The sequence below is a fragment of the Flavobacterium aquatile LMG 4008 = ATCC 11947 genome (assembly GCF_000757385.1).
GTDB lineage: Bacteria > Bacteroidota > Bacteroidia > Flavobacteriales > Flavobacteriaceae > Flavobacterium > Flavobacterium aquatile.
In genome coordinates this window covers 230,330-250,602 of the sequence record NZ_JRHH01000002.1, presented here as the reverse complement: position 1 = coordinate 250,602, position 20,273 = coordinate 230,330, and the positions used below count along the sequence as shown (strand labels likewise).

Genomic DNA, 20,273 nt, shown 5'->3' with positions numbered 1-20,273 from the left:
CAATTAATCGTTTTATAAACTTAAATCGCTTTTTGGCGATACTACATATATAATTATGGCATGTACAAGTTGTTCAACTTCTGATGGTGGTGCACCAAAGGGTTGTAAAAATAATGGGACTTGCGGCACCGATAGCTGCAATAAATTGACTGTTTTTGACTGGTTAGGAAATATGAATTTGCCTAATGGCGAAGCTCCTTTTGATTGTGTTGAAGTACGTTTTAAAAACGGAAGAAAAGAATTTTATAGAAACACCGAAAAACTTACGTTAAGCATTGGCGATATTGTAGCTACAGAAGCTTCACCAGGTCATGACGTCGGAATTGTAACGCTTACTGGCGAATTGGTAAAAGTACAAATGAAGAAAAAAGGCGTCGATCATAAAAGCGAAGATGTAGCCAAAGTTTACCGAAAAGCATCACAAAAAGACATCGATATCTGGAGTGAAGCACGCGATAAAGAGGAACCAATGAAAGTGAAAGCGCGTGAAATTGCAATTTCTTTAAAATTAGAAATGAAGATTTCTGATATTGAATTTCAAGGCGACGGATCGAAAGCTATTTTCTATTATACAGCCAATGACAGAGTCGATTTTCGTCAGTTGATTAAAGAATTTGCTCAATCATTCAAGACCAGAATTGAGATGAAACAAGTAGGTTTTCGACAAGAAGCAGCGCGTCTTGGAGGAATTGGTTCTTGTGGACGAGAATTGTGTTGTTCAACATGGCTAACCGATTTTAGAAGTGTAAATACATCGGCAGCTCGATACCAACAATTGTCACTAAATCCGCAGAAATTAGCAGGTCAATGTGGCAAATTAAAATGCTGTTTAAACTATGAATTAGACACTTATCTTGATGCTTTAAAAGATTTTCCAGATTTTGAAACCAAACTTTACACCGAAAAAGGCGATGCAATTTGCCAAAAACAAGACATTTTTAAAGGATTAATGTGGTTTGCTTACACCGATAATTTCGCGAACTGGCATGTTTTAAAAATCGATCAGGTTAGAGAAATTGTAGTTCAAAACAAACAAAAAATCAGAGTTTCTGCACTGGAAGATTATGCTATAGAAATCGTTGTTGAGCAAGAAGCCAACTTCAATAACGCGATGGGTCAAGAAAGTTTGACGCGTTTTGACCAACCAAAAAAGAGCAAAAGCAAAAATAAAAATAAGAACAAAAGCAAAGTTCAAAACCCAAACCAGAATACCAATCCGAATCAAAACGCTAATCCTAATCAAAAACAAGGACAAGGACAAAATCCAAATCAAAAACAACCACAAGCACAAGGACAAAATCCGAATGCAAAACCACAAAATAAAAGACCAATAATTATTAAAAAGAATGAAGATAAAAAATAGCATACTGTTTCTTTTAGTAGCGTTTTTAATAATTTCATGCGATGAAAAACGTGTTTTTGACGAATACAAATCCGTTGGAAATTCTTGGCATAAAGACAGTATTATTAAATTTAAATTACCAAAATTGGATAGTTTAAAAAATTACAATTTGTACGTAAATACTAGAGCCAACAACGATTATCCGTTTAGTAATTTGTTTCTAATAGTTTCATTAGTTCAACCAAATAAAAAAGTTTTAGTTGACACATTAGAATATGAAATGGCAAATCCAGACGGAAGTTTAATGGGCGACGGTTTTTCTGACGTGAAAGAAAGTAAACTGTTTTACAAACCCAATGTTAAGTTCAATTTGAAAGGCGATTATACCATTAAAATTCAGCAAGCCGTTCGTCAAACAGGCAAAGTCGCTGGTGTTGACAATTTAAAAGGCATCACTGAAATAGGTTTTAGAGTAGAATCATTAGAATAAAAAATTATGGCACAAAAAAATAATTCTCAATCCAAAGGAACTACTCCTGCAAGAGACGTAAAATATTATTCAAACAAGTTTTGGAGACTATTTCTTTACACACTTGGCGGAATTTTTCTATTCTTTCTATTTGCATCTTGGGGTTTATTTGGCGCAATGCCATCCTTTGAAGATTTAGAAAATCCAGATTCTAATTTAGCAACCGAAATCATCTCTTCTGATGGTGTAACGTTAGGTAAATTTTATAACGAAAATAGAACTGCAATCAAGTACAAAGATTTACCAAAATCATTAGTCGATGCACTAGTTTCTACCGAAGATGAACGATTTTATGAACATTCAGGAATTGATGCTCGTAGAACATTTGGTGCAGCTTTAAAACTAGGAAAAGATGGTGGAGCAAGTACCATAACCCAACAATTAGCAAAGAATTTATTTCATGGCGAAGGTTCTAAATTTCTTCCTTTTAGAATTGTACAAAAAGCCAAAGAATGGATTATTGCTATCCGATTAGAAAGACAATATACCAAACAAGAAATCATCGCTTTGTATCTAAATCAGGTTGATTTTGTGAATGGTGCAGTCGGAATTCGATCAGCATCCAAAGTATATTTCAGTAAAGAACCACGCGATTTAAATGTAGAAGAAAGCGCGTTATTGGTAGGAATGTTAACCAATCCTTCTCGTTTTAACCCAAATCGTTTTCCAGAAAGAGCCATCAAAAGAAGAAATATTGTTTTGGGTCAATTAGTTAGAAATAATCATCTTGAAGAATCGGCTAAATTAATTTTAGAAAAAAAACCAATTAAACTTGATTTTCATCCAGAAAGTCACCTTGACGGAACGGCTACTTATTTTAGAGAATACCTTCGAGATTACATGAAAAAATGGGTTAAAGAAAATAAAAAACCAGACGGAGAAGAATATGACATCTACGGCGATGGTTTAAAAATTTACACTACAATCGATTCAAAAATTCAGGAACATGCAGAAGAAGCGGTTTTGGCACACATGAAAAACCTTCAAGAAGAATTTTGGATTCAACAAAAAGGCAATAAAAACGCTCCTTTCATCAGTATAACACCAGAGGAAACGGATAAAATCATCAAACAAGCGATGAAAAATTCCGAAAGATGGCGCATTCTAAAAGCCGACGATAAATCGGATGAAGAAATCATAGCATCATTTAGCGTAAAAACAAAAATGACTGTTTTCACTTGGAAAGGCGAACGTGATACTGTAATGACACCATTAGATTCCATAAGATATTACAAACATTTTCTACAATCGGGATTAATGTCAATGGAACCACAAACGGGTCAAGTTAAAGCTTGGGTTGGCGGAATAAACTACAAGTATTTCCAATACGATCACGTTGGTCAAGGCGCGCGCCAAGTTGGTTCTACCTTCAAGCCGTTCGTTTATGCAACTGCAATCGAACAATTAGGAATGTCTCCTTGCGATACCATAATTGACGGACCATTTGTAATTAGAAAAGGTCGTCACAACGTAACCGAAGATTGGGAACCAAGAAATTCTGACCAAAAATACCGCGGAATGGTACGCTTAACCAAAGCATTAGCGCAATCTATAAACACCGTTTCTGCCAAATTAATAGACAAAACTGGTCCAGAAGCCGTAGTAGCTTTAACACACAAGCTTGGCGTAACTTCAGATATTCCTGCACAACCAGCAATTGCTCTTGGCGCGGTAGATATTACCGTTCACGACATGGTTGCCGCATACAGCACATTTGCCAATCAAGGTGTTTACATAAAACCACAATTTATTTCTAGAATCGAAGATAAAAACGGAGCCGTAATTTACGAACCCATTCCAGAATCGCACGACGTTCTCAACAAAGACATCGCATTTGCTGTAATCAAACTTCTAGAAGGCGTTACTGAAGGTGGATCTGGAGAACGATTACGAACTCAAGGTGGCGGAAACGGCGATAAACGCTGGACAGGCTATCCATACATGTTCACCAACTCCATTGCAGGAAAAACTGGAACAACACAAAACCAGTCCGACGGTTGGTTTATCGGCATGGTTCCCAATCTTGTAACTGGCGTTTGGGTAGGTTGCGAAGACCGTTCTGCACGTTTCAAAAGCATCACTTATGGTCAAGGAGCAACGGCTGCCTTACCAATTTGGGGTTATTTTATGAAAAAATGTTACGAAGATCCAGATCTTCAAATCTCTAAAGATAAGTTTGAAAAACCAGAAAACATGTCCATTAAAATCGACTGTTATACCGGTGGTGGTTATTCCAAACCCAAGGACACAACTGCGGTAGATTCACTCAGTAACGAACAACAAAACACAGAAGAGTTCGATCTTTAGAAGCTATTCCTGCTATACGTTGCAATCTTTTTTAGGATTTTCCTTTCGCTAACGCTACAGGATAATCCTAAAAAAGGATTTCCACTTCTATCAGGGCTAAGCCTATTTAAAGGTTTGGTAACAAAATAAAACTTATAGAAAATTAGTATAATTCATTGCTAAGATATGATTAATAAAAAAGTAAATTCGGTTAAAGAAGCACTTCAAGGAATTGAAGACGACATGACCATAATGCTCGGAGGTTTTGGCCTGTGTGGAATTCCAGAAAACAGCATCGCCGAACTAGTGAAAAAAGGAACTAAAAACCTAACTTGTATTTCCAACAATGCAGGAGTAGACGATTTCGGATTGGGATTGTTATTACAACAAAAACAAATCAAAAAAATGATTTCGTCCTACGTTGGAGAAAATGCCGAGTTCGAACGTCAAATGCTTTCAGGAGAATTGGATGTTGAGTTAATTCCGCAAGGAACTTTAGCAGAACGTTGTCGTGCAGCTCAAGCCGGAATTCCAGCTTTTTTCACTCCAGCAGGTTTTGGTACAGAAGTCGCAATTGGTAAAGAAACACGCGAGTTCAACGGAAAAATGCACGTGATGGAACACGCCTTCAAAGCCGATTTTGCCATAGTAAAAGCTTGGAAAGGTGACGAAGCAGGAAACTTAATTTTTAAAGGAACAGCTAGAAATTTCAATCCATCAATGTGTGGCGCTGGAAAAATAACGATTGCCGAAGTTGAAGAACTTTTACCAGCAGGAAGTTTAGATCCAAACGAAATTCATATTCCAGGAATATTGGTTAGCAGAATTTTTCAAGGCGAAAAATACGAGAAAAGAATAGAACAACGTACAGTAAGAAAAATTTTCTAATATGTTAGATAAAAATCAAATTGCAAAACGCATTGCAAAAGAATTAAAACACAATTACTACGTAAATCTCGGAATCGGAATTCCAACACTAGTTGCCAATTACATTCCAGAAGGAATTGATGTTGAATTTCAAAGCGAAAACGGAATTCTAGGAATGGGACCATTTCCTTTTGAAGGCGATGAAGATGCCGATTTAATCAACGCAGGAAAACAAACAATAACAACTTTGCCTGGAGCAAGTTTCTTCGATTCAGCTTTCAGCTTCGGAATGATTCGTGGACAACACGTAGATTTAACAATTCTTGGCGCCATGGAAGTTTCAGAAAATGGTGATATCGCCAACTGGAAAATCCCAGGAAAAATGGTAAAAGGAATGGGCGGTGCAATGGATTTAGTAGCTTCTGCAGAAAATATTATCGTTGCCATGATGCACGTAAATAAAGCAGGCGAAAGTAAAATTCTAAAGAAATGTACTTTACCTTTAACTGGAGTTGCTTGTGTTAAAAAAGTAGTTACCGAATTAGCTGTTCTAGAAATAACACCTCAAGGTTTCAAATTATTAGAACGCGCACCAGGAGTTTCTGTAGAACACATCATTGCATCAACAGAAGCAACTTTAATTATTGAAGGCGAAATTCCTGAAATGGTTATTGATTAATAAAAAAAATAAAACCCACAAAAATCAATTAAATTTTGTGGGTTTTATTTTTTTAGTTGAAATCCTTACTTTTTACTTTCTAAATATTCAATGATCACCGGCGAAGCATGTGTAAAACTAGGAAATTGTTCTACTATACTTACCGCACGTTTTTTATTCAATTTGTAAGTTAAATCAAATTCGGTAGTAAATAAAATGGCAGACATAAACGGATTATTAATAAACTCTAATAATCGTGGAAAAGCATTTTCAATTTCGTGAATTTCAAATAATTCTTCTTGTTGATGTTTGAACTTTAACTCTAATTTCAACTCATTTTCCTCCAATATCGGACGAACATAAATATTCATCAAATCGGTATTTCCGATGGTTTTTGCTAAAGTTAATTTGGCAAAAGTTCCATCTTCTAAACTCGATTTAACTTTGGTATAAAATTCTGAAAATGTTTCTTTAAATGGCATTTGATTAATTTTGATAGCCACAGATTCACAGATTAAATATAGTAATCTGTGAATCTGTGGCTAATGATTTTTATAAGTTAGCAAAGAAATCATTTCCTTTATCATCAGTAATAATAAAGGCTGGGAAATCTTTAACTGTAATTTTTCTCACGGCTTCCATTCCGAGTTCTTCGAAATCTACAACCTCAACTTTTAGGATATTGTCTTGAGCCAAGATAGCTGCTGGTCCACCAATCGAACCTAAATAGAATCCGCCATATTTCTTGCACGCTTCCATCACTTCTTTAGTACGATTTCCTTTGGCTAGCATAATCATACTTCCTCCTGCTTTTTGGAATTCCTCTACGTAAACATCCATTCTTCCTGCAGTTGTTGGTCCGAAACTTCCTGATGGCATTCCGTCTGGCGTTTTTGCTGGTCCGGCATAATATACTGGATGATTTTTGAAATATTCTGGCATTGGTTTTCCTGCATCCAATAATTCTTTAATTTTTGCATGAGCAATATCTCTCGCAACGATTAAAGTTCCGTTTAATTTCAAACGAGTTTTTATCGGATATTTAGATAATTCAGCTAAAATTTCAGCCATCGGACGATTTAAATCTACATCAACTGCCGCTTCCAAATGTGGCGGAACAGCAGGTAAAAATTGCTGCGGATTGACCTCTAATTGTTCTAAGAAAACTCCATCTTTTGTGATTTTCCCTTTGATATTTCTATCGGCAGAACATGAAACTCCTAATCCAACCGGACAAGAAGCAGCATGACGTGGCAAACGAATTACACGAACATCATGCGCAAAATATTTTCCTCCAAATTGTGCACCAATGGCACTTTCTTGACAATATAACAATACTTTTTTCTCCCATTCGATATCGCGAAAAGCTTGACCAGCCATATTTCCAGTTGTTGGAAGATGGTCATAATATCCAGCCGATGCTTTTTTCACTGCCGATAAATTTGCCTCAGCTGAAGTTCCACCAATTACCAATGCTAAATGGTATGGCGGGCAAGCAGAAGTTCCTAAATCTTTAATTTTATCGCGAACAAATTCTTCCATTGCTTTGTCATTCAATAGCGATTTTGTTTTTTGATATAAAAAAGTTTTATTGGCAGAACCGCCACCTTTCGTTAGAAATAAAAACTCGTATGAATTACCTTTCTTAGCATAAATATCAATTTGTGCAGGAAGATTAGACCCTGAATTTTTCTCTTCAAACATCGAAATCGGAACAATTTGTGAGTAACGAAGATTCTTATTTTGAAATGTATTGAAAATTCCTTTTGACAACCATTCGGCATCATCAACTCCAGTGTAAACACTTTCACCTTTTTTTGCTACAACAATTGCAGTTCCAGTATCTTGACAAGATGGCAACTGACCTTCAACGGCTACAGAAGCATTTTGTAATAAATTGTAAGCGACAAATCGATCATTATCTGTCGCTTCTGGATCGTTTAAAATATTGTTTAGCTTTTGTAAATGCGCTGTTCGCAACATAAATGAAACGTCGTTCATGGCTTCTTGCGCCATCAATTCCAATGCTTTTGGATCAACAGTTAGAATTTCTCTGTCGCCAAATTGCTCTACTTTTACGTAATCAGAAGTAAGTTTTTTGTATTGTGTATCGTCTTTTAATATCGGATACGGATCTTGATATATAAAGTCCATTGTAAATTTGTTTAGTGATGTAAAGTTACGGAAAGTTGGTGGATTGAAGAAAAATTGAATTTGAATTAATTAAATAATTTACTTTAATCGTAGTGATGTCTACACTTTACAATTTGAATTTCATCCTCTTGAAATCTGTAAATTAGTCGGTGTTCGTCATCAATTCTTCGCGACCAAAATCCTGCATATTTGTGTTTTAATGGCTCAGGTTTTCCAATTCCGTCAAAAGGTGTTCTGGAAATATCCTTTAGTAAATCATTGATTTTTTTTACTTTCTTTTTATCAACTTTTTGCCAGTATAAATAATCCTCCCATGATTCGTCTACGAAAACATATCTCATTTTACTCTTCGATTAAATCTTTAGAAAACGAGCCGTTATTTCTTAATTTTTCGATTGCAGCATCAAGACGTTTTTCATTTTTACGTGTAGATAACTCATAGTTAGTTGCCATCAAAGAATTGTATTCTTCAAGCGACATGATAACAATACCTGAGTCTTTTCCGCGGTTTATTATTAGTGTTTCAAAGTTTTTTGCTACCCTATCAAAATAAGATTTGATATCTTTTCTAAAATCTGAAATATTTGCAATTACCATAATATATTTATTTTGTACAAATATATGTACAATTTTTGATAAATTTTTAAATGATTTGTTAATTATAATAGAGTGTATTCTAAAAAAACCAACTAGCCACAAAAATGGCAGTAATTACACAAATAACATCTACTATAAGCATTGTTCCTAAAGCATATCGAGTGTTTTTTATATTAACAGATCCAAAATAAACTGCAATAACATAAAACGTACTTTCGGCACTACACTGAAAAATACTACTCAATCTTCCTGTCATTGAATCGGCGCCAAATGTATTCATTGAATCAATTAAAAATCCACGTGAACCAGCAGAACTAAAAGGACGAAGCAATGCAACAGGTAAAGCATCGGTAATTTCTTTTGCCACACCTAAATTAGAAAAAATAAAAGCTATCCAATTGCTGATGATTTCAAATAAACCACTATTTCTGAACAACGAAATAGCAACTAACATTCCTAAAACGTAAGGGAAAATTGTAACTCCAGTTTTAACGCCATTATTTGCACCAACCACAAATGCTTCATAAACGGTGGTATTTGCTTCTGTAAATTTCTTTTCTTTTACGAACGATAATATTAATGTAAAAACAATAATTACAACCAAAATCAAAGCGGAAAGATTGGAAGTAAAATAATTTTTACCAATTAAATCCAAATGATTTACATACATCAACAAACCAATAATTGCGCCTATCATTCCCATTAATCCCGCAACCAAAGAAGCACTTTTGAAGTTGATTTTTTGTTTAATTCCTACAATTAAAAACGCAGCAATGGTCCCGATAAAAGAGGTAATTATACAAGGCAACATCACATCTGCAGGATTTGCGGCGCCTGCAGCAGCGCGATAACCTATAATTGAAGTTGCAATTAATGTAAGTCCAGAAGCGTGTAAACACATGAACATGATTTGCGCATCGCTGGCTTTGTCTTTTTCTGGATTTATTTCTTGTAAACTCTCCATTGCTTTTAATCCAAATGGTGTTGCAGCAGAATCTAATCCTAGAAAATTTGCAGCAAAATTTAAAGTCATGTAAGATATTGAAGGATGATTTTTAGGAATACTTGGAAAGACTTTTACAAAAACTGGACTTAATATTTTCGCCAATTTTTGTGATGCGCCAGATATAATTAAAAGTTCCATCAACCCACAGAAAAATGCCAAATAGGCCATAAGTGGCAAAATCAAATCTAGCAAAGTGCTTTTACAAGTCGGTAATAATCCATCTGATTTTTGTTTTCCACTGTATATTTTTACCACTTTATTAGAAAAAACATATGTAGAATCAGCGTTCAAAGTATCACGATTGATAATCATAGTTTTGTCTGGAGCATTTTCGATGCTGTCTTTAATAAAAACAGGTAAATCTTGAAGATACTTTTCAGAAACTAAAATTGGATCGTCTTTTTTTCCATTTAAGACAAAGTCAATCGTGTAGTTGTTTCCAGAGAATAAACTAAAAATCACAAATACAATTGATGAAATAAAGATAACGAGCCAAAATCTACTTAATACCATGTTTTGTTTTTTTTGTAAATATAACTATTTATAAAAATCTGCCACAGATTCACAGATTAATTTGAATAGAAGACCCTATTTTTGATTGAATTTTAATTCAATTGAGAATGAACAATAAAATTTCGAAATCTGTGAATCTGTGGCTGAAACTAAACATGGATTATCTCTTCTTCAATCAATAAATCTTCTTTTCTAAAGCGAAGGAAAACTTGTGCCACTGCGATGACGTCTTTTTCGCAATAAGTTACAATTCTATCAATATCCTTTTCGACATAAAAAACATGACCTACTTGACTTCCATCGATGTCACCTTTTGGCGAAGGAATTCCGAGGATTTTTGTAAGTAGTTTTAAAGAAGTAAAATGTTTATAATCGCCAAATTTCCATAATTCCAATGTATCTAGATGCTGAATTTCCCAAGGTTTTTTTCCAAATAAGTTTAGTTTGTTTGGAATAGAAACTTGATTGATAATCATTCGTCTAGCAATAAAAGGGAAGTCAAATTCTTTGGCATTGTGACCACAAAGAATATGTTGAGAACCATCAAAATGATTACTAAGTAAATTGTTGAAGTCTAATAAAATTTTTTTCTCTTCACCAAAAAAAGAAGTAACTCTAAAGTTTCGAATATCGCCTTTGGTTACAAAATAACCCACCGAAATGCAAATAATTTTTCCAAATTCGGCCCAGATCCCTGCTCTATCATAAAACTCTTCGGCAGTATAGTCGTCTTTTCTTTGGTATTGGGTTTTAAGTTCCCAAAGATGTTTCATTTCATCATCAAGAGAATTGAAATTTTCTTCTAATGGAACGGTTTCTATGTCAAGAAATAAAATATTATCTAGGCGAATTTTTTCTATCATGGCTTTTAATTTTAATGTCTAAAAACGAATTTACATAAATATTGCTTTCGTTTGATAATTAAAATTAAAAAAATGATTTTATCTTTTTAAAGTAAAATGCGATCGAAATAATTTTTCTGAACCATTTTCGGTATATTTCACCGTAAACCAATAATCATCAGATAACATTGTTTGTCCGTTATACGTTCCGTCCCAACCTACTTGATTTGTAAAAATTTGTTTCAATAATTTTCCGAAGCGATCAAAAATAAGAATTTCAGAATTTGAAGAAAGTCCTCTTATATTCCAATAATCATGCGTTCCATCTCCATTTGGAGTAAAATAATGCGGATAATTTATGATTGTTGCCGTTGCCGTTAAGTTAGTACAAAACGTTTCATCAACAACGGTTATCGTATGAAATCCTGGTGAAACTGGGAAAAACACATTAGACGTTTGAAAATCGGAATTATCCAACTGATATAAAAACGGACCATCGCCACCAACTACTGTAACCGAAATTGTTGGATTATCACTAAAAGTTCCTGATTGATTAATTATCAAACTTTCGCCCTGAATTGACTCGCTAACTGTCGCAAAAACTTCATCAGAAGTACAACCTGTAGCATTATTTGTTGCAATAACTGAGTAACTTCCAACTTGATTGGCATTATAGGAATTTCCAGAAGCTGTCGGAATTAGAATACCACCAAAATACCAATCGAAACTATAATCTGTCGCATTTAAACCAGTAGTTAAAGTATAAAATTGGGATGATGGCGTGCTCGAATTATTTAAGCAAATTACACCATCATTAACTATTGGATTTGGTAAAGCATGAATTACAACATCAATTTCAATAGTTGTTCCAGCACATCCGTTGTAAGAAGGTGTAACAAAATAAGTAGCATTTCCATCAGAATTTATAACCGATAAAACTTGATTTATAGTATTACCAGAACCAGAACTTGCTCCAATAGTTCCGTTTTGAGTTACAGTCCATGAATAAGTTGTTCCAACAATATCTGATGCTAAAGTAATATCCAAAGGTTCATTCGAACAATAATTTAAATTACCTGAAAAACTTGCCATTGGTGTTGGATTTATGCTAACCAAAGCCGAACCAGAAATTAATTGATTACACGAAGATGAACCCGGAAGAGTTGCCTCTATCAATTGAAAAGTGGTGTCGGAAATTATGTTTAATACAAATACCGATGCTACTCCAGAAGCATTTAAAGTTGTTGTTTGACTAGTTCCGCCATTTTGCGAATAAGTGATAATTGCATTTGGAGTTCCGCTAAAATTCAAGGTACTTGAACCACCTGAACAAACCGAAACTGGATTGGCTGTAACCGATGCTGTTGGTAATCCAGTTATCGAAATTGTAAAAATTTGAGATAAAGTTTGGGTACATGAATTGACTCCAGATGATGAAATACTTGTTAATGTATACGTCGAACTTGAGGTTAAATTTGGTGTTGTAAGCGTTGCTATTCCTGTAGAATCTATTGGTAGATTTTGAGTTGAACCGCCATCAACATTATAAAAGACGGTTGTATTTGGTGTTGCTGTAAATGTCAAAACAGTATTTGAACCTGAACAAATTGTTGAACTACCACTTATGAATGCTGTAAGCGTAGAATTAACGTTAATTACAAACGGAATATTTAAAGTCGCAGAGCAAGAACTTAAAGCATTTGAAGTTGCATTTAAAAAATTATACGTACTATTTGCTGTTAAGATTGGAGTAGGAATCGTTGCATTTCCTAGGGAATTTATAAAAACTGTTTGAGTAGCTCCACCATCAATTGTGTAAGTTACAGCGGTGTTTGGAGTTCCATTGAGGATTATATTAGTAGAATTTCCAGAACAAATAGAATTCGTTCCTGTTATTGAAACTGTTGGTAAAGAAACTATTGTTAACGTCACTGGCGTTCTTGAAGCGCTTTTACAATTCGAAGCTGTAAAATACGATTCGGCATAGAATGTTCCTCCAGCAGTTGGCGTATAAGTTAATGAATTGGCTTGCAATAAAGTTCCGCCTGTTGGTGCATCGTACCAATTTACACTTGAACCAGGCTCAGATGAAACTGATAATGAAGGAATTCCTTGATTGCTACAAATAGTTACATCTCCGTTATTTACAGAATTACTCGGTCCAGGCAAAAAGGAAACCGTAAAAACATCGGATAAAGCAGAACAAAAATCGTTACTTAAATTGGCTGCATCTTGCGCAACTTTAGTTCTAAAATAGGTTGTAGATGATAAACTTGGAGTTGTGTAAGTTGAAGCATTTGCTCCAGCAATGTCAGTCCAGGTAAATCCATTGGTACTGGTTTGCCATTGATAAAAATAAGTTGAAGTTCCCGATGTTGTTGCTTGAAGTTGAATCGAAGCTGTTGCGTCACAAGTGCTAAAAATACTTCCCACAGTTGACGGACTTGAAATTGTAGTTAAATCTCCACAAGATCTAAACTCGATATCGTCAATTGCTAGGTCATTTCCGCATCCACCCAAACCATTATTTTTCATTTTTAAAACTACCGAAGTTTGATTGGTTGTAGTAAAAACCAATGCAAATTGCTGCCAAATAGGTGTAGATGTTCCAATAATATTTCCAGTATTTCCAGAACCTAAAAGAACGGTTTCGGTGTCGTTCCATATTTCAAATCGAACATTTATCGGAATTTCACTTGCACCACAAAAACCAGAACCCGGATTGTACACATTCATCACCCAAGCTGAGAATTCAAATGTTGTATTGATACATAATCCTGTCACAGTTCTTTTGTAAAAATCACCAGATGTACTTGCATTTGCATTAACAATTAAGGCTTTTCCATTTACACCATCGGTTGCGTCTGGAGTGTGATCTAAAGAATAATGCCATGTACTATATAGATTTGTTCTATAAAAAAGTGTGTAAAAACCATCGTTTGGATTTCCAGAAATATAGGTGTAATTGGTAATTCCTGCTGGTAAAGCTGGACCGTAAGTTGTTCCGTTACCAAATTTTTCACTAAAAATAGCATCGCCTTTACTTCCTGTACAAAATCCTAATTGAGAATAATTGTAAGTAGAAATAAATAAAAGTATCAGTGTGACTATTTTCTTTAAATGATTCATTGGGGCAATTTATTTAAATTTTATTGTTCTCTGCTGATGTAAATCCAACCTGTTTTTGTTTCTAAATCGGCAAAATCAATTACGTAATAATACGTTCCGTCTGGCAACTCATCACCTTTATTGGATTGACCAAACCATTCGTCTCGATAACCCGATTTATTGTAAGCAATGGTTCCGTATCTATTGAATATTTTTAGATTATTTACATTGTACGAAGCCAAGTCAAAATTGTCATTTCGCCCGTCATTATTTGGAGAAATCCCTTTTTGAATAGTACAAAATGGTGCAAGTACATTGATGGTTTCTTCTACGCTACAGCCATCATCTGTAACTATTAATCTGTAGATTCCTGGTGTCGAAATTATTACTGAAGCTTCATTTGAAATTAAATTATTAGAAGGATTAAACCACTCATAACTCGAATTTGATGCATTATTTTCTACTGCAGACAATGTGTAGTTGGTACCATTACAACCTTCGATAATAGAAAATTCTGGTACTGGACTTACATCAATTGTTAGTGTTGCAGTTGTAGCACATTGACCTGCATTTGGTGTAAAAGTATATGTTGTTGTTGCCGAATTATTTAGCGCTGGTGACCATGAACCAATGTATCCGTTTAAAGAAGTTGTTGGTAATGCATTTAAAGTTTCGCCTACGCAAATTGGATTCACAGCGTTAAATGTTGGAATCACTTGCGGATTTACAGTTACTGTAACCGTTTTTTCATACAAGCAAGTTAGCGTTTCAACCAATGAAATATCGTCTAAAGCAAAGTCATTTCCAAAATCGACAAATTCTCTATCATAAATACAAATATCGGCTGTTGTGCTTGTTCCAGAATTCCAAACGTGCGAAACTAATGTCCAAACACCAGTTGTTGAAGGCGCTGTAACTGGTGGCGCTAAAGAAATACCATTAATTAGAACTTCAAGTTTAGCCGGATTTTGTGGCGCAGCAGAAGCTACATAATAGGAGAACGTATAACTTTTATTTGGTAAAACAGCAATGGGAGTTCCAGAGCACCAAGCTTTTATTGTACCTGTTGGATCTGTTGAACCATCAAAAACCATGAGATTTCCGGTTCCAGAAGTGTGATCTCCAAAAGAGGCAAAAGCAGTAAACCATGAATTCGGATTAGTAACAATATCATAAGATGATTGTACTCCAAACGGATTTGGGTCTGCTATCTGATTGTACTCTGTTGTAAAGCCAGTATTTCCCAAAGAAAAATCACCGTTAAAAACTAAATTTGTTGTAGAAGAAGCCACTCCCGATGTTACTGTATAAGTAGTTGTAACGGATGGACTAACATTTTGTGTGGCACTATTTGGATTTGTAATCGAATTATCTGTTGGATTCGCAGTCCAAGTATACGTTCCGTTTCCGCCTGATACGCTTAATGGTGTCGCTTCGCCTTCGCAAATAGTAATCGGATTGCTCAATATCAAATTATTCGGAGCTACTAAAACTATATTTGATTGAGAATAGACTTGACCTGCTGCATCGGTAACCGAAATCGAATAAGTGCCTTCAGTTAATCCAGAAAAAATTCCAGTAGTATTGGTTTGATTTGCCGTTCCCGATAAAGTAAATGTTCCGTAAGGTAAAGAACCACCAGATAAATTCACATTAATTGAACCATCGGTTGAGTTAGGACATGCAGGATTTATTGACGTATAACTTCCTACAAAAGGTAATCCACCTTCAGTAATTGAAAAATCATCAAGTGCAAAATCGTTTCCTATTGTTCCATTATTAATTGTTCTTAAACGTATTAAAACATTATTTGCTGTTGCTACGAATGAGTAACTTACTTGTTGCCAGCCTTGAGATGGCAAAGGTGCGAGATTGTTTAATGCTGTTGGACTAATATTGCTCGTATTTACAAATGTCAAACCAATATTGGCTCGAGTCGCTTCTACAGAAGTCACATCGTTAGAAACTGATTTTATCCAATAACTAAAAGTATAGGTTGAACCAATAGTAAAGCCACCAATGGCACCACCAGTATCGCTCGTTGTCCAAATGAATCTATTGGCAAGTGTTGACCCATCAACTACTAACATATTTCCTGAACCAGTTGTGTGATCGCCTCCAGAAATATAATTAGAATTCATTAAAGTAGGATTGGTAGTACGAGCATAAAATCCGGGATTGCTTGTTCCTGTTAACGGATTTATTAAAGTGTAATCGTGCACAAAAAAACCAACGCCACTTCCACCTGTTTCGAAATTACCATTAGTTAAAATTTGACTATTTACAGAAAATTTTCCAAAAATCACTAAACAAAGTAAAATTTGAATTTTCTTAAAAAAAAACGAGTAGTATATTTTCATAAGTGTAAAATTTCATATTTCATAAAAATAACTTATATTTTTTCTGATTTTGAAAATGACCTGTTATAGAAACTATACAATATGCGACTTTAACATTTGATGTTATTAAGAGTTATTTAGCCAATGATTGGCTTGATAAAATAACTATCTCCTAAAATGTAATTTTGTGTGATGTTGTGGTAATGTTTAGTTAACGAAAACGTTATAATTACTGATTTTAAAGAAAATTGAAGGCAAAAAGAGCTATTGAAGAATGAATTGTGTGGGAAAATGCAGTTTCGTTTCTTTTAAAATAAATAAAATGAGAAAGTTTTTGATTTAGAACTATACAAGTTAATCAACAATAAAACTTGTTGTATTATTTTTAAAATAATGATTGTTGTGTTGTAGGATTTTCGTGTTCTAGCAACCATTTTTTACGCCACAATCCGCCAGCGTAACCTGTTAATGAACCATCAGTTCCAATAACTCTGTGACATGGAACTACAATCCAAAGTGGATTTTTACCATTTGCTGAAGCTGCAGCACGAATGGCTTTAACATCGCCAAGTTTTTTAGATAAATCCATGTAGGATATTGTTTTCCCAAAAGGAATGTTGCGCAATTCTTGCCAAACTTTTTGTTGAAAATCGGTTCCTTTTGGGTTTAATTTAAAAGTGAATTCAGTTCTTTTTCCTTCAAAATATTCTTGAAGCTGTAAAACTGCTTCTTGCAAATGATTTGGGACTATTGTAGAAATAGTACCTTCAGACAAAACCGAAATTACAGAAATTCCATTTTCATCGCCAACAATTTTGGTGATTCCAAGTGGTGAATTTATAAAAGCAGTTTTTGACATTTTTTTAAGAAAGTTTAAATATAAAAAAAATCACAAAGCAAAAAGTAAAAACTCCTCACTTTGTGATTTCAAATTAAACATGAAATTTTATTTTACTTGACTGTAAATGTATTGTTCTAAAGATTGCAATTCTTCGTCGGAAAATGTTTTTGTTAAAGCAAAATTGGCTTTCATCACTTCGTATTGGGTTGGATCAACAATTGGTTCGCCTTCACCTTTTAGAAATGTGATCATATTGGCATTTTTCTCTTTGTAGATTTTGGCAATATCAATTATGCTTGGACCAACTAATTTAATATCGGGTTTGTGACAAGTTGCGCAAGTTCCTTTGCCTTCGAAAATTTCTTTACCTTTTTCAGCAAGCGGAAATGCTGATGTTTCAGATTTGGCTGTTTCGGTTGTTGTTTTATCCTCTGAAACTGGATTTCCGAATTTATCAACTTTTTTGTCTCCGCCACAACTTACCATAATTAGCCCAACTACTACGAATAGTGATTTTAAAATTGTTTTCATTTTACCTTTTATTTAAAATATGTTTAAAGATACTTCTGATGGTTTATACTAAATATGATTTTTATCAGATAATAGAAATTCAATACAATTGCTATTTAGCCCTGATGCAAGGGAAAAACTCCCGATTTTTTATCGGGATTTTGGAAAGGCAGCAGGAATTGCCATTACTGATAAATCCCGAACGATTCGCTCCTACTATTTATTGAGAATAATCGCAGCTTCTTTAGCAAAATAAGTCGAAATTAGACTTGCTCCTGCACGTTTGATACACATTAACTGTTCCATCATGATTTTGTCATGATCGAGCCAACCTCTTTCGGCTGCGGCTTTTATCATGGCATATTCGCCCGAAACATGGAAAACGGTAACTGGAACATTCACGGCGTTTTTAACCTCGCGAACAATATCGAGATAAGCAATTCCGGGTTTTACCATTACCATATCGGCGCCTTCTTCTACATCCATCAAGGCTTCTTTTATGGCTTCGATGCGGTTGGCATAATCCATTTGGTATGTTTTTTTATCTTTCGGTATTTCAATATTATCCACTGGTGCAGAGTCTAAAGCGTCGCGAAATGGACCGTAAAAAGCGGAGGCATATTTGGCAGAATAGCTCATAATTCCCACATTTTGGAAACCAGCGGCGTCTAAACCTTGTCGCAATCTTAAAACTCTTCCGTCCATCATGTCACTTGGCGCTACAAAATCGGCTCCAGCATTAGCGTGAGAAACCGCCATTTTTACCAAGGCTTCGTTGGTTGCATCGTTGGCGATATCACCGTTTTCAATGATTCCGTCGTGACCGTAAATTGAATATGGATCTAGTGCAACATCTGGTATCACAATCATTTCTGGGCACGCCGATTTGATTGCTTTGATAGCTTTTTGCATTAATCCGTTTTCGTTCCAAGCTTCTTTTCCCGTGTTGTCTTTTAACGATTCGTCTACTTTTACGTAGATGTTTACGGCACGAATTCCTAAGGCAAAAAGTTCTTTTACTTCTTCAACGGTTAAATCTATCGAGCGACGAAAGATTCCTGGCATTGATGGGATTTCAACTTTATAATTTTCGCCTTCTGCAATGAACATTGGAAACATAAAATCACTCGGACTTAATGTTGTTTCGCGAACTAAACTTCTTATAGATTCGTTTACTCGTAATCTTCTGCCTCTTTGTAATGGGAACATATTATTTTAGATTTTAGATATTAGATATTAGATATTTTGCGATCTAAATCCAATCAATTGGTGTTTCTAATACTTTAATTAATTTTTCTTCTTCGCTTCCCACTTCTGGGTGATGGTCGTAAACCCATTGCACATTTGGTGGTAAACTCATCAAAATACTTTCGATTCTTCCGTTGGTTTTTAGTCCGAATAACGTGCCTTTATCGTGAACTAAATTGAATTCTACATAGCGACCACGACGTATTTCCTGCCAAGTTCGTTGCTCTTCATTATAAGGCAAATCTTTTCTCCTTTCAAGAATTGGAATATAGGCTTCTAGGAAACTGTTTCCAACTTCGGTTACAAAATTGTACCAATCTTCCATTTTCATAGTTTCGGTTTCTTTGCAGTAATCGAAGAATAATCCTCCAAGTCCACGAGCTTCGTTTCTGTGTGCGTTCCAAAAATAGGCATCACATTGTTTTTTATATTTTGGATAAAACTCTGGATTGTGTTTATCGCAAGCTGTTTTACAAGTTTGATGAAAGTGCTTTCCGTCTTCTTCAAATAAATAATATGGAGTTAAATCTTGTCCGCCTCCAAACCATGAATTTATAATTTCTCCATTTTCATTATACATTTCGAAATAACGCCAATTGGCATGAACCGTTGGTGCCATAGGATTTCTCGGATGAATTACCAAACTCAATCCGCAGGCAAAGAAATCGGCTTCACCAACGTTGAACATTTTTTGCATGGCTTCTGGTAATTTTCCGTGTACTGCCGAAATGTTTACACCACCTTTTTCGATTATTTTTCCGTTTTCTATTACACGAGTTCTTCCACCGCCACCTTCTGGACGTTCCCAAATATCTTCACGAAATTTGGCTTGACCTTCGACTGCTTCCAATCCGGCAACAATTTGGTCTTGAAGATTTTGTATGTATTGGTAGAATTTATTTTTCATTGTATAATTCATATAATTCCATGTCTAATGGTTCTTCATTAACTGGTGTAAATTCGTTTACCGAGGTTCTTTGCCAAACAAATCCGTTGTTTTCTGCCACTTTTATGCTTCCAAAATTGGTTTTGTGCGCCATAATTTGAAGTGTTTTCAAACCTAATTCATCGAAAGCAAATTTAGTCATTTCTTTTACTGCAAATGATGTCAATCCTTGTCGTTCAAATTGTGAACCAATACAATAGGCAAATTCTCCTTGTTTTTTATCCCAATCTACTTTTTTAAGGATTATTAAACCTGCAATTTGTTGATTGTTTTTATCTCGAATGGCGTAAGTGAAATTGGTTCTATCTTCAATCTCTTTATTTTTAATGGCAATATATTCAATCGATTTTTCTAACGTGTTATTACTTGAAAGTGTTACTGGAAAATAGCGTTTTAATCGTTCACTATTATCAATTATAAACTGATGCAATTGTTCGGCATCGGTTGTGTTTAAAAGATTGATAATATAATTACTCGATACCATTTT

The 20,273-nt window shown here is 34.8% G+C and carries 18 protein-coding genes; 5 read left to right on the top strand and 13 right to left on the bottom strand.

The window, feature by feature from the left end; genetic code table 11:
• The first annotated feature begins 55 nt into the window (after positions 1 to 55).
• The 5 genes from LG45_RS04085 (at position 56) to LG45_RS04065 (ending at position 5,703) form a co-directional block, all read left to right on the top strand.
• Positions 56 to 1,363 carry a PSP1 domain-containing protein gene (locus tag LG45_RS04085; protein WP_035124675.1) on the top strand — a complete coding sequence of 436 codons (1,308 nt, stop codon included), beginning with the start codon at positions 56 to 58 and terminating at the stop codon, positions 1,361 to 1,363.
• Positions 1,347 to 1,832 (top strand): gliding motility lipoprotein GldH, encoded by a 486-nt coding sequence (locus tag LG45_RS04080; protein ID WP_035124674.1) that lies wholly within the window; start codon positions 1,347 to 1,349, stop codon positions 1,830 to 1,832. Before LG45_RS04085 ends, LG45_RS04080 begins: the two co-directional genes overlap by 17 nt.
• 6 nt (positions 1,833 to 1,838) lie before the next feature.
• Positions 1,839 to 4,178: a penicillin-binding protein 1A gene (locus tag LG45_RS04075; protein WP_035124673.1), complete on the top strand. Its 2,340-nt coding sequence runs from the start codon at positions 1,839 to 1,841 to the stop codon at positions 4,176 to 4,178.
• A gap of 165 nt (positions 4,179 to 4,343) precedes the next feature.
• On the top strand, positions 4,344 to 5,045 hold the full coding sequence (locus tag LG45_RS04070; RefSeq protein WP_035124671.1) for a CoA transferase subunit A: 702 nt from the start codon (positions 4,344 to 4,346) through the stop codon (positions 5,043 to 5,045).
• A 1-nt stretch (position 5,046) separates the two neighbouring features.
• Positions 5,047 to 5,703, top strand: a complete 657-nt coding sequence (locus LG45_RS04065) for a CoA transferase subunit B (protein ID WP_035124668.1) — start codon at positions 5,047 to 5,049, stop codon at positions 5,701 to 5,703.
• A gap of 65 nt (positions 5,704 to 5,768) precedes the next feature.
• On the opposite strand, the gene LG45_RS04060 is transcribed toward LG45_RS04065, so the two are convergent.
• The 13 genes from LG45_RS04060 to LG45_RS04000 all read right to left on the bottom strand — a co-directional run bounded on the left by LG45_RS04060 (position 5,769) and on the right by LG45_RS04000 (position 20,270).
• Complete coding sequence (locus tag LG45_RS04060) at positions 5,769 to 6,164, bottom strand: hypothetical protein (RefSeq protein WP_035125360.1); 396 nt, start codon at positions 6,162 to 6,164, stop codon at positions 5,769 to 5,771.
• Between the two features lie 70 nt (positions 6,165 to 6,234).
• Positions 6,235 to 7,836: a fumarate hydratase gene (locus tag LG45_RS04055; RefSeq protein ID WP_035124666.1), complete on the bottom strand. Its 1,602-nt coding sequence runs from the start codon at positions 7,834 to 7,836 to the stop codon at positions 6,235 to 6,237.
• A gap of 83 nt (positions 7,837 to 7,919) precedes the next feature.
• Positions 7,920 to 8,177, bottom strand: coding sequence for a Txe/YoeB family addiction module toxin (locus LG45_RS04050; RefSeq protein WP_035124664.1), 258 nt, complete (start codon positions 8,175 to 8,177; stop codon positions 7,920 to 7,922).
• A 1-nt stretch (position 8,178) separates the two neighbouring features.
• Positions 8,179 to 8,433 (bottom strand): type II toxin-antitoxin system Phd/YefM family antitoxin, encoded by a 255-nt coding sequence (locus tag LG45_RS04045; RefSeq protein ID WP_035124661.1) that lies wholly within the window; start codon positions 8,431 to 8,433, stop codon positions 8,179 to 8,181.
• 79 nt (positions 8,434 to 8,512) lie between these two features.
• Positions 8,513 to 9,952: a nucleoside recognition domain-containing protein gene (locus LG45_RS04040; protein WP_035124659.1), complete on the bottom strand. Its 1,440-nt coding sequence runs from the start codon at positions 9,950 to 9,952 to the stop codon at positions 8,513 to 8,515.
• Between the two features lie 149 nt (positions 9,953 to 10,101).
• Positions 10,102 to 10,815 carry a 3'-5' exonuclease gene (locus tag LG45_RS04035; protein ID WP_035124656.1) on the bottom strand — a complete coding sequence of 238 codons (714 nt, stop codon included), beginning with the start codon at positions 10,813 to 10,815 and terminating at the stop codon, positions 10,102 to 10,104.
• 78 nt (positions 10,816 to 10,893) lie between these two features.
• Complete coding sequence (locus tag LG45_RS15995) at positions 10,894 to 13,923, bottom strand: T9SS type B sorting domain-containing protein (RefSeq protein ID WP_052087475.1); 3,030 nt, start codon at positions 13,921 to 13,923, stop codon at positions 10,894 to 10,896.
• 20 nt (positions 13,924 to 13,943) lie between these two features.
• A complete protein-coding gene (locus LG45_RS16630) occupies positions 13,944 to 16,262 on the bottom strand; it encodes a T9SS type B sorting domain-containing protein (protein ID WP_035124654.1) in 2,319 nt (772 codons plus the stop codon).
• Positions 16,263 to 16,626: 364 nt separating this feature from the next.
• Positions 16,627 to 17,100 carry a methylated-DNA--[protein]-cysteine S-methyltransferase gene (locus LG45_RS04020; RefSeq protein ID WP_035124651.1) on the bottom strand — a complete coding sequence of 158 codons (474 nt, stop codon included), beginning with the start codon at positions 17,098 to 17,100 and terminating at the stop codon, positions 16,627 to 16,629.
• Between the two features lie 87 nt (positions 17,101 to 17,187).
• Complete coding sequence (locus tag LG45_RS04015; protein WP_035124649.1) at positions 17,188 to 17,613, bottom strand: c-type cytochrome; 426 nt, start codon at positions 17,611 to 17,613, stop codon at positions 17,188 to 17,190.
• A gap of 195 nt (positions 17,614 to 17,808) precedes the next feature.
• Positions 17,809 to 18,801: a porphobilinogen synthase gene (hemB, locus tag LG45_RS04010; protein WP_035124646.1), complete on the bottom strand. Its 993-nt coding sequence runs from the start codon at positions 18,799 to 18,801 to the stop codon at positions 17,809 to 17,811.
• Between the two features lie 43 nt (positions 18,802 to 18,844).
• Positions 18,845 to 19,747 carry an oxygen-dependent coproporphyrinogen oxidase gene (gene hemF, locus LG45_RS04005; protein ID WP_035125356.1) on the bottom strand — a complete coding sequence of 301 codons (903 nt, stop codon included), beginning with the start codon at positions 19,745 to 19,747 and terminating at the stop codon, positions 18,845 to 18,847.
• Complete coding sequence (locus LG45_RS04000; protein ID WP_035124644.1) at positions 19,737 to 20,270, bottom strand: GNAT family N-acetyltransferase; 534 nt, start codon at positions 20,268 to 20,270, stop codon at positions 19,737 to 19,739. Before LG45_RS04000 ends, hemF begins: the two co-directional genes overlap by 11 nt.
• Positions 20,271 to 20,273 lie beyond the last annotated feature (3 nt).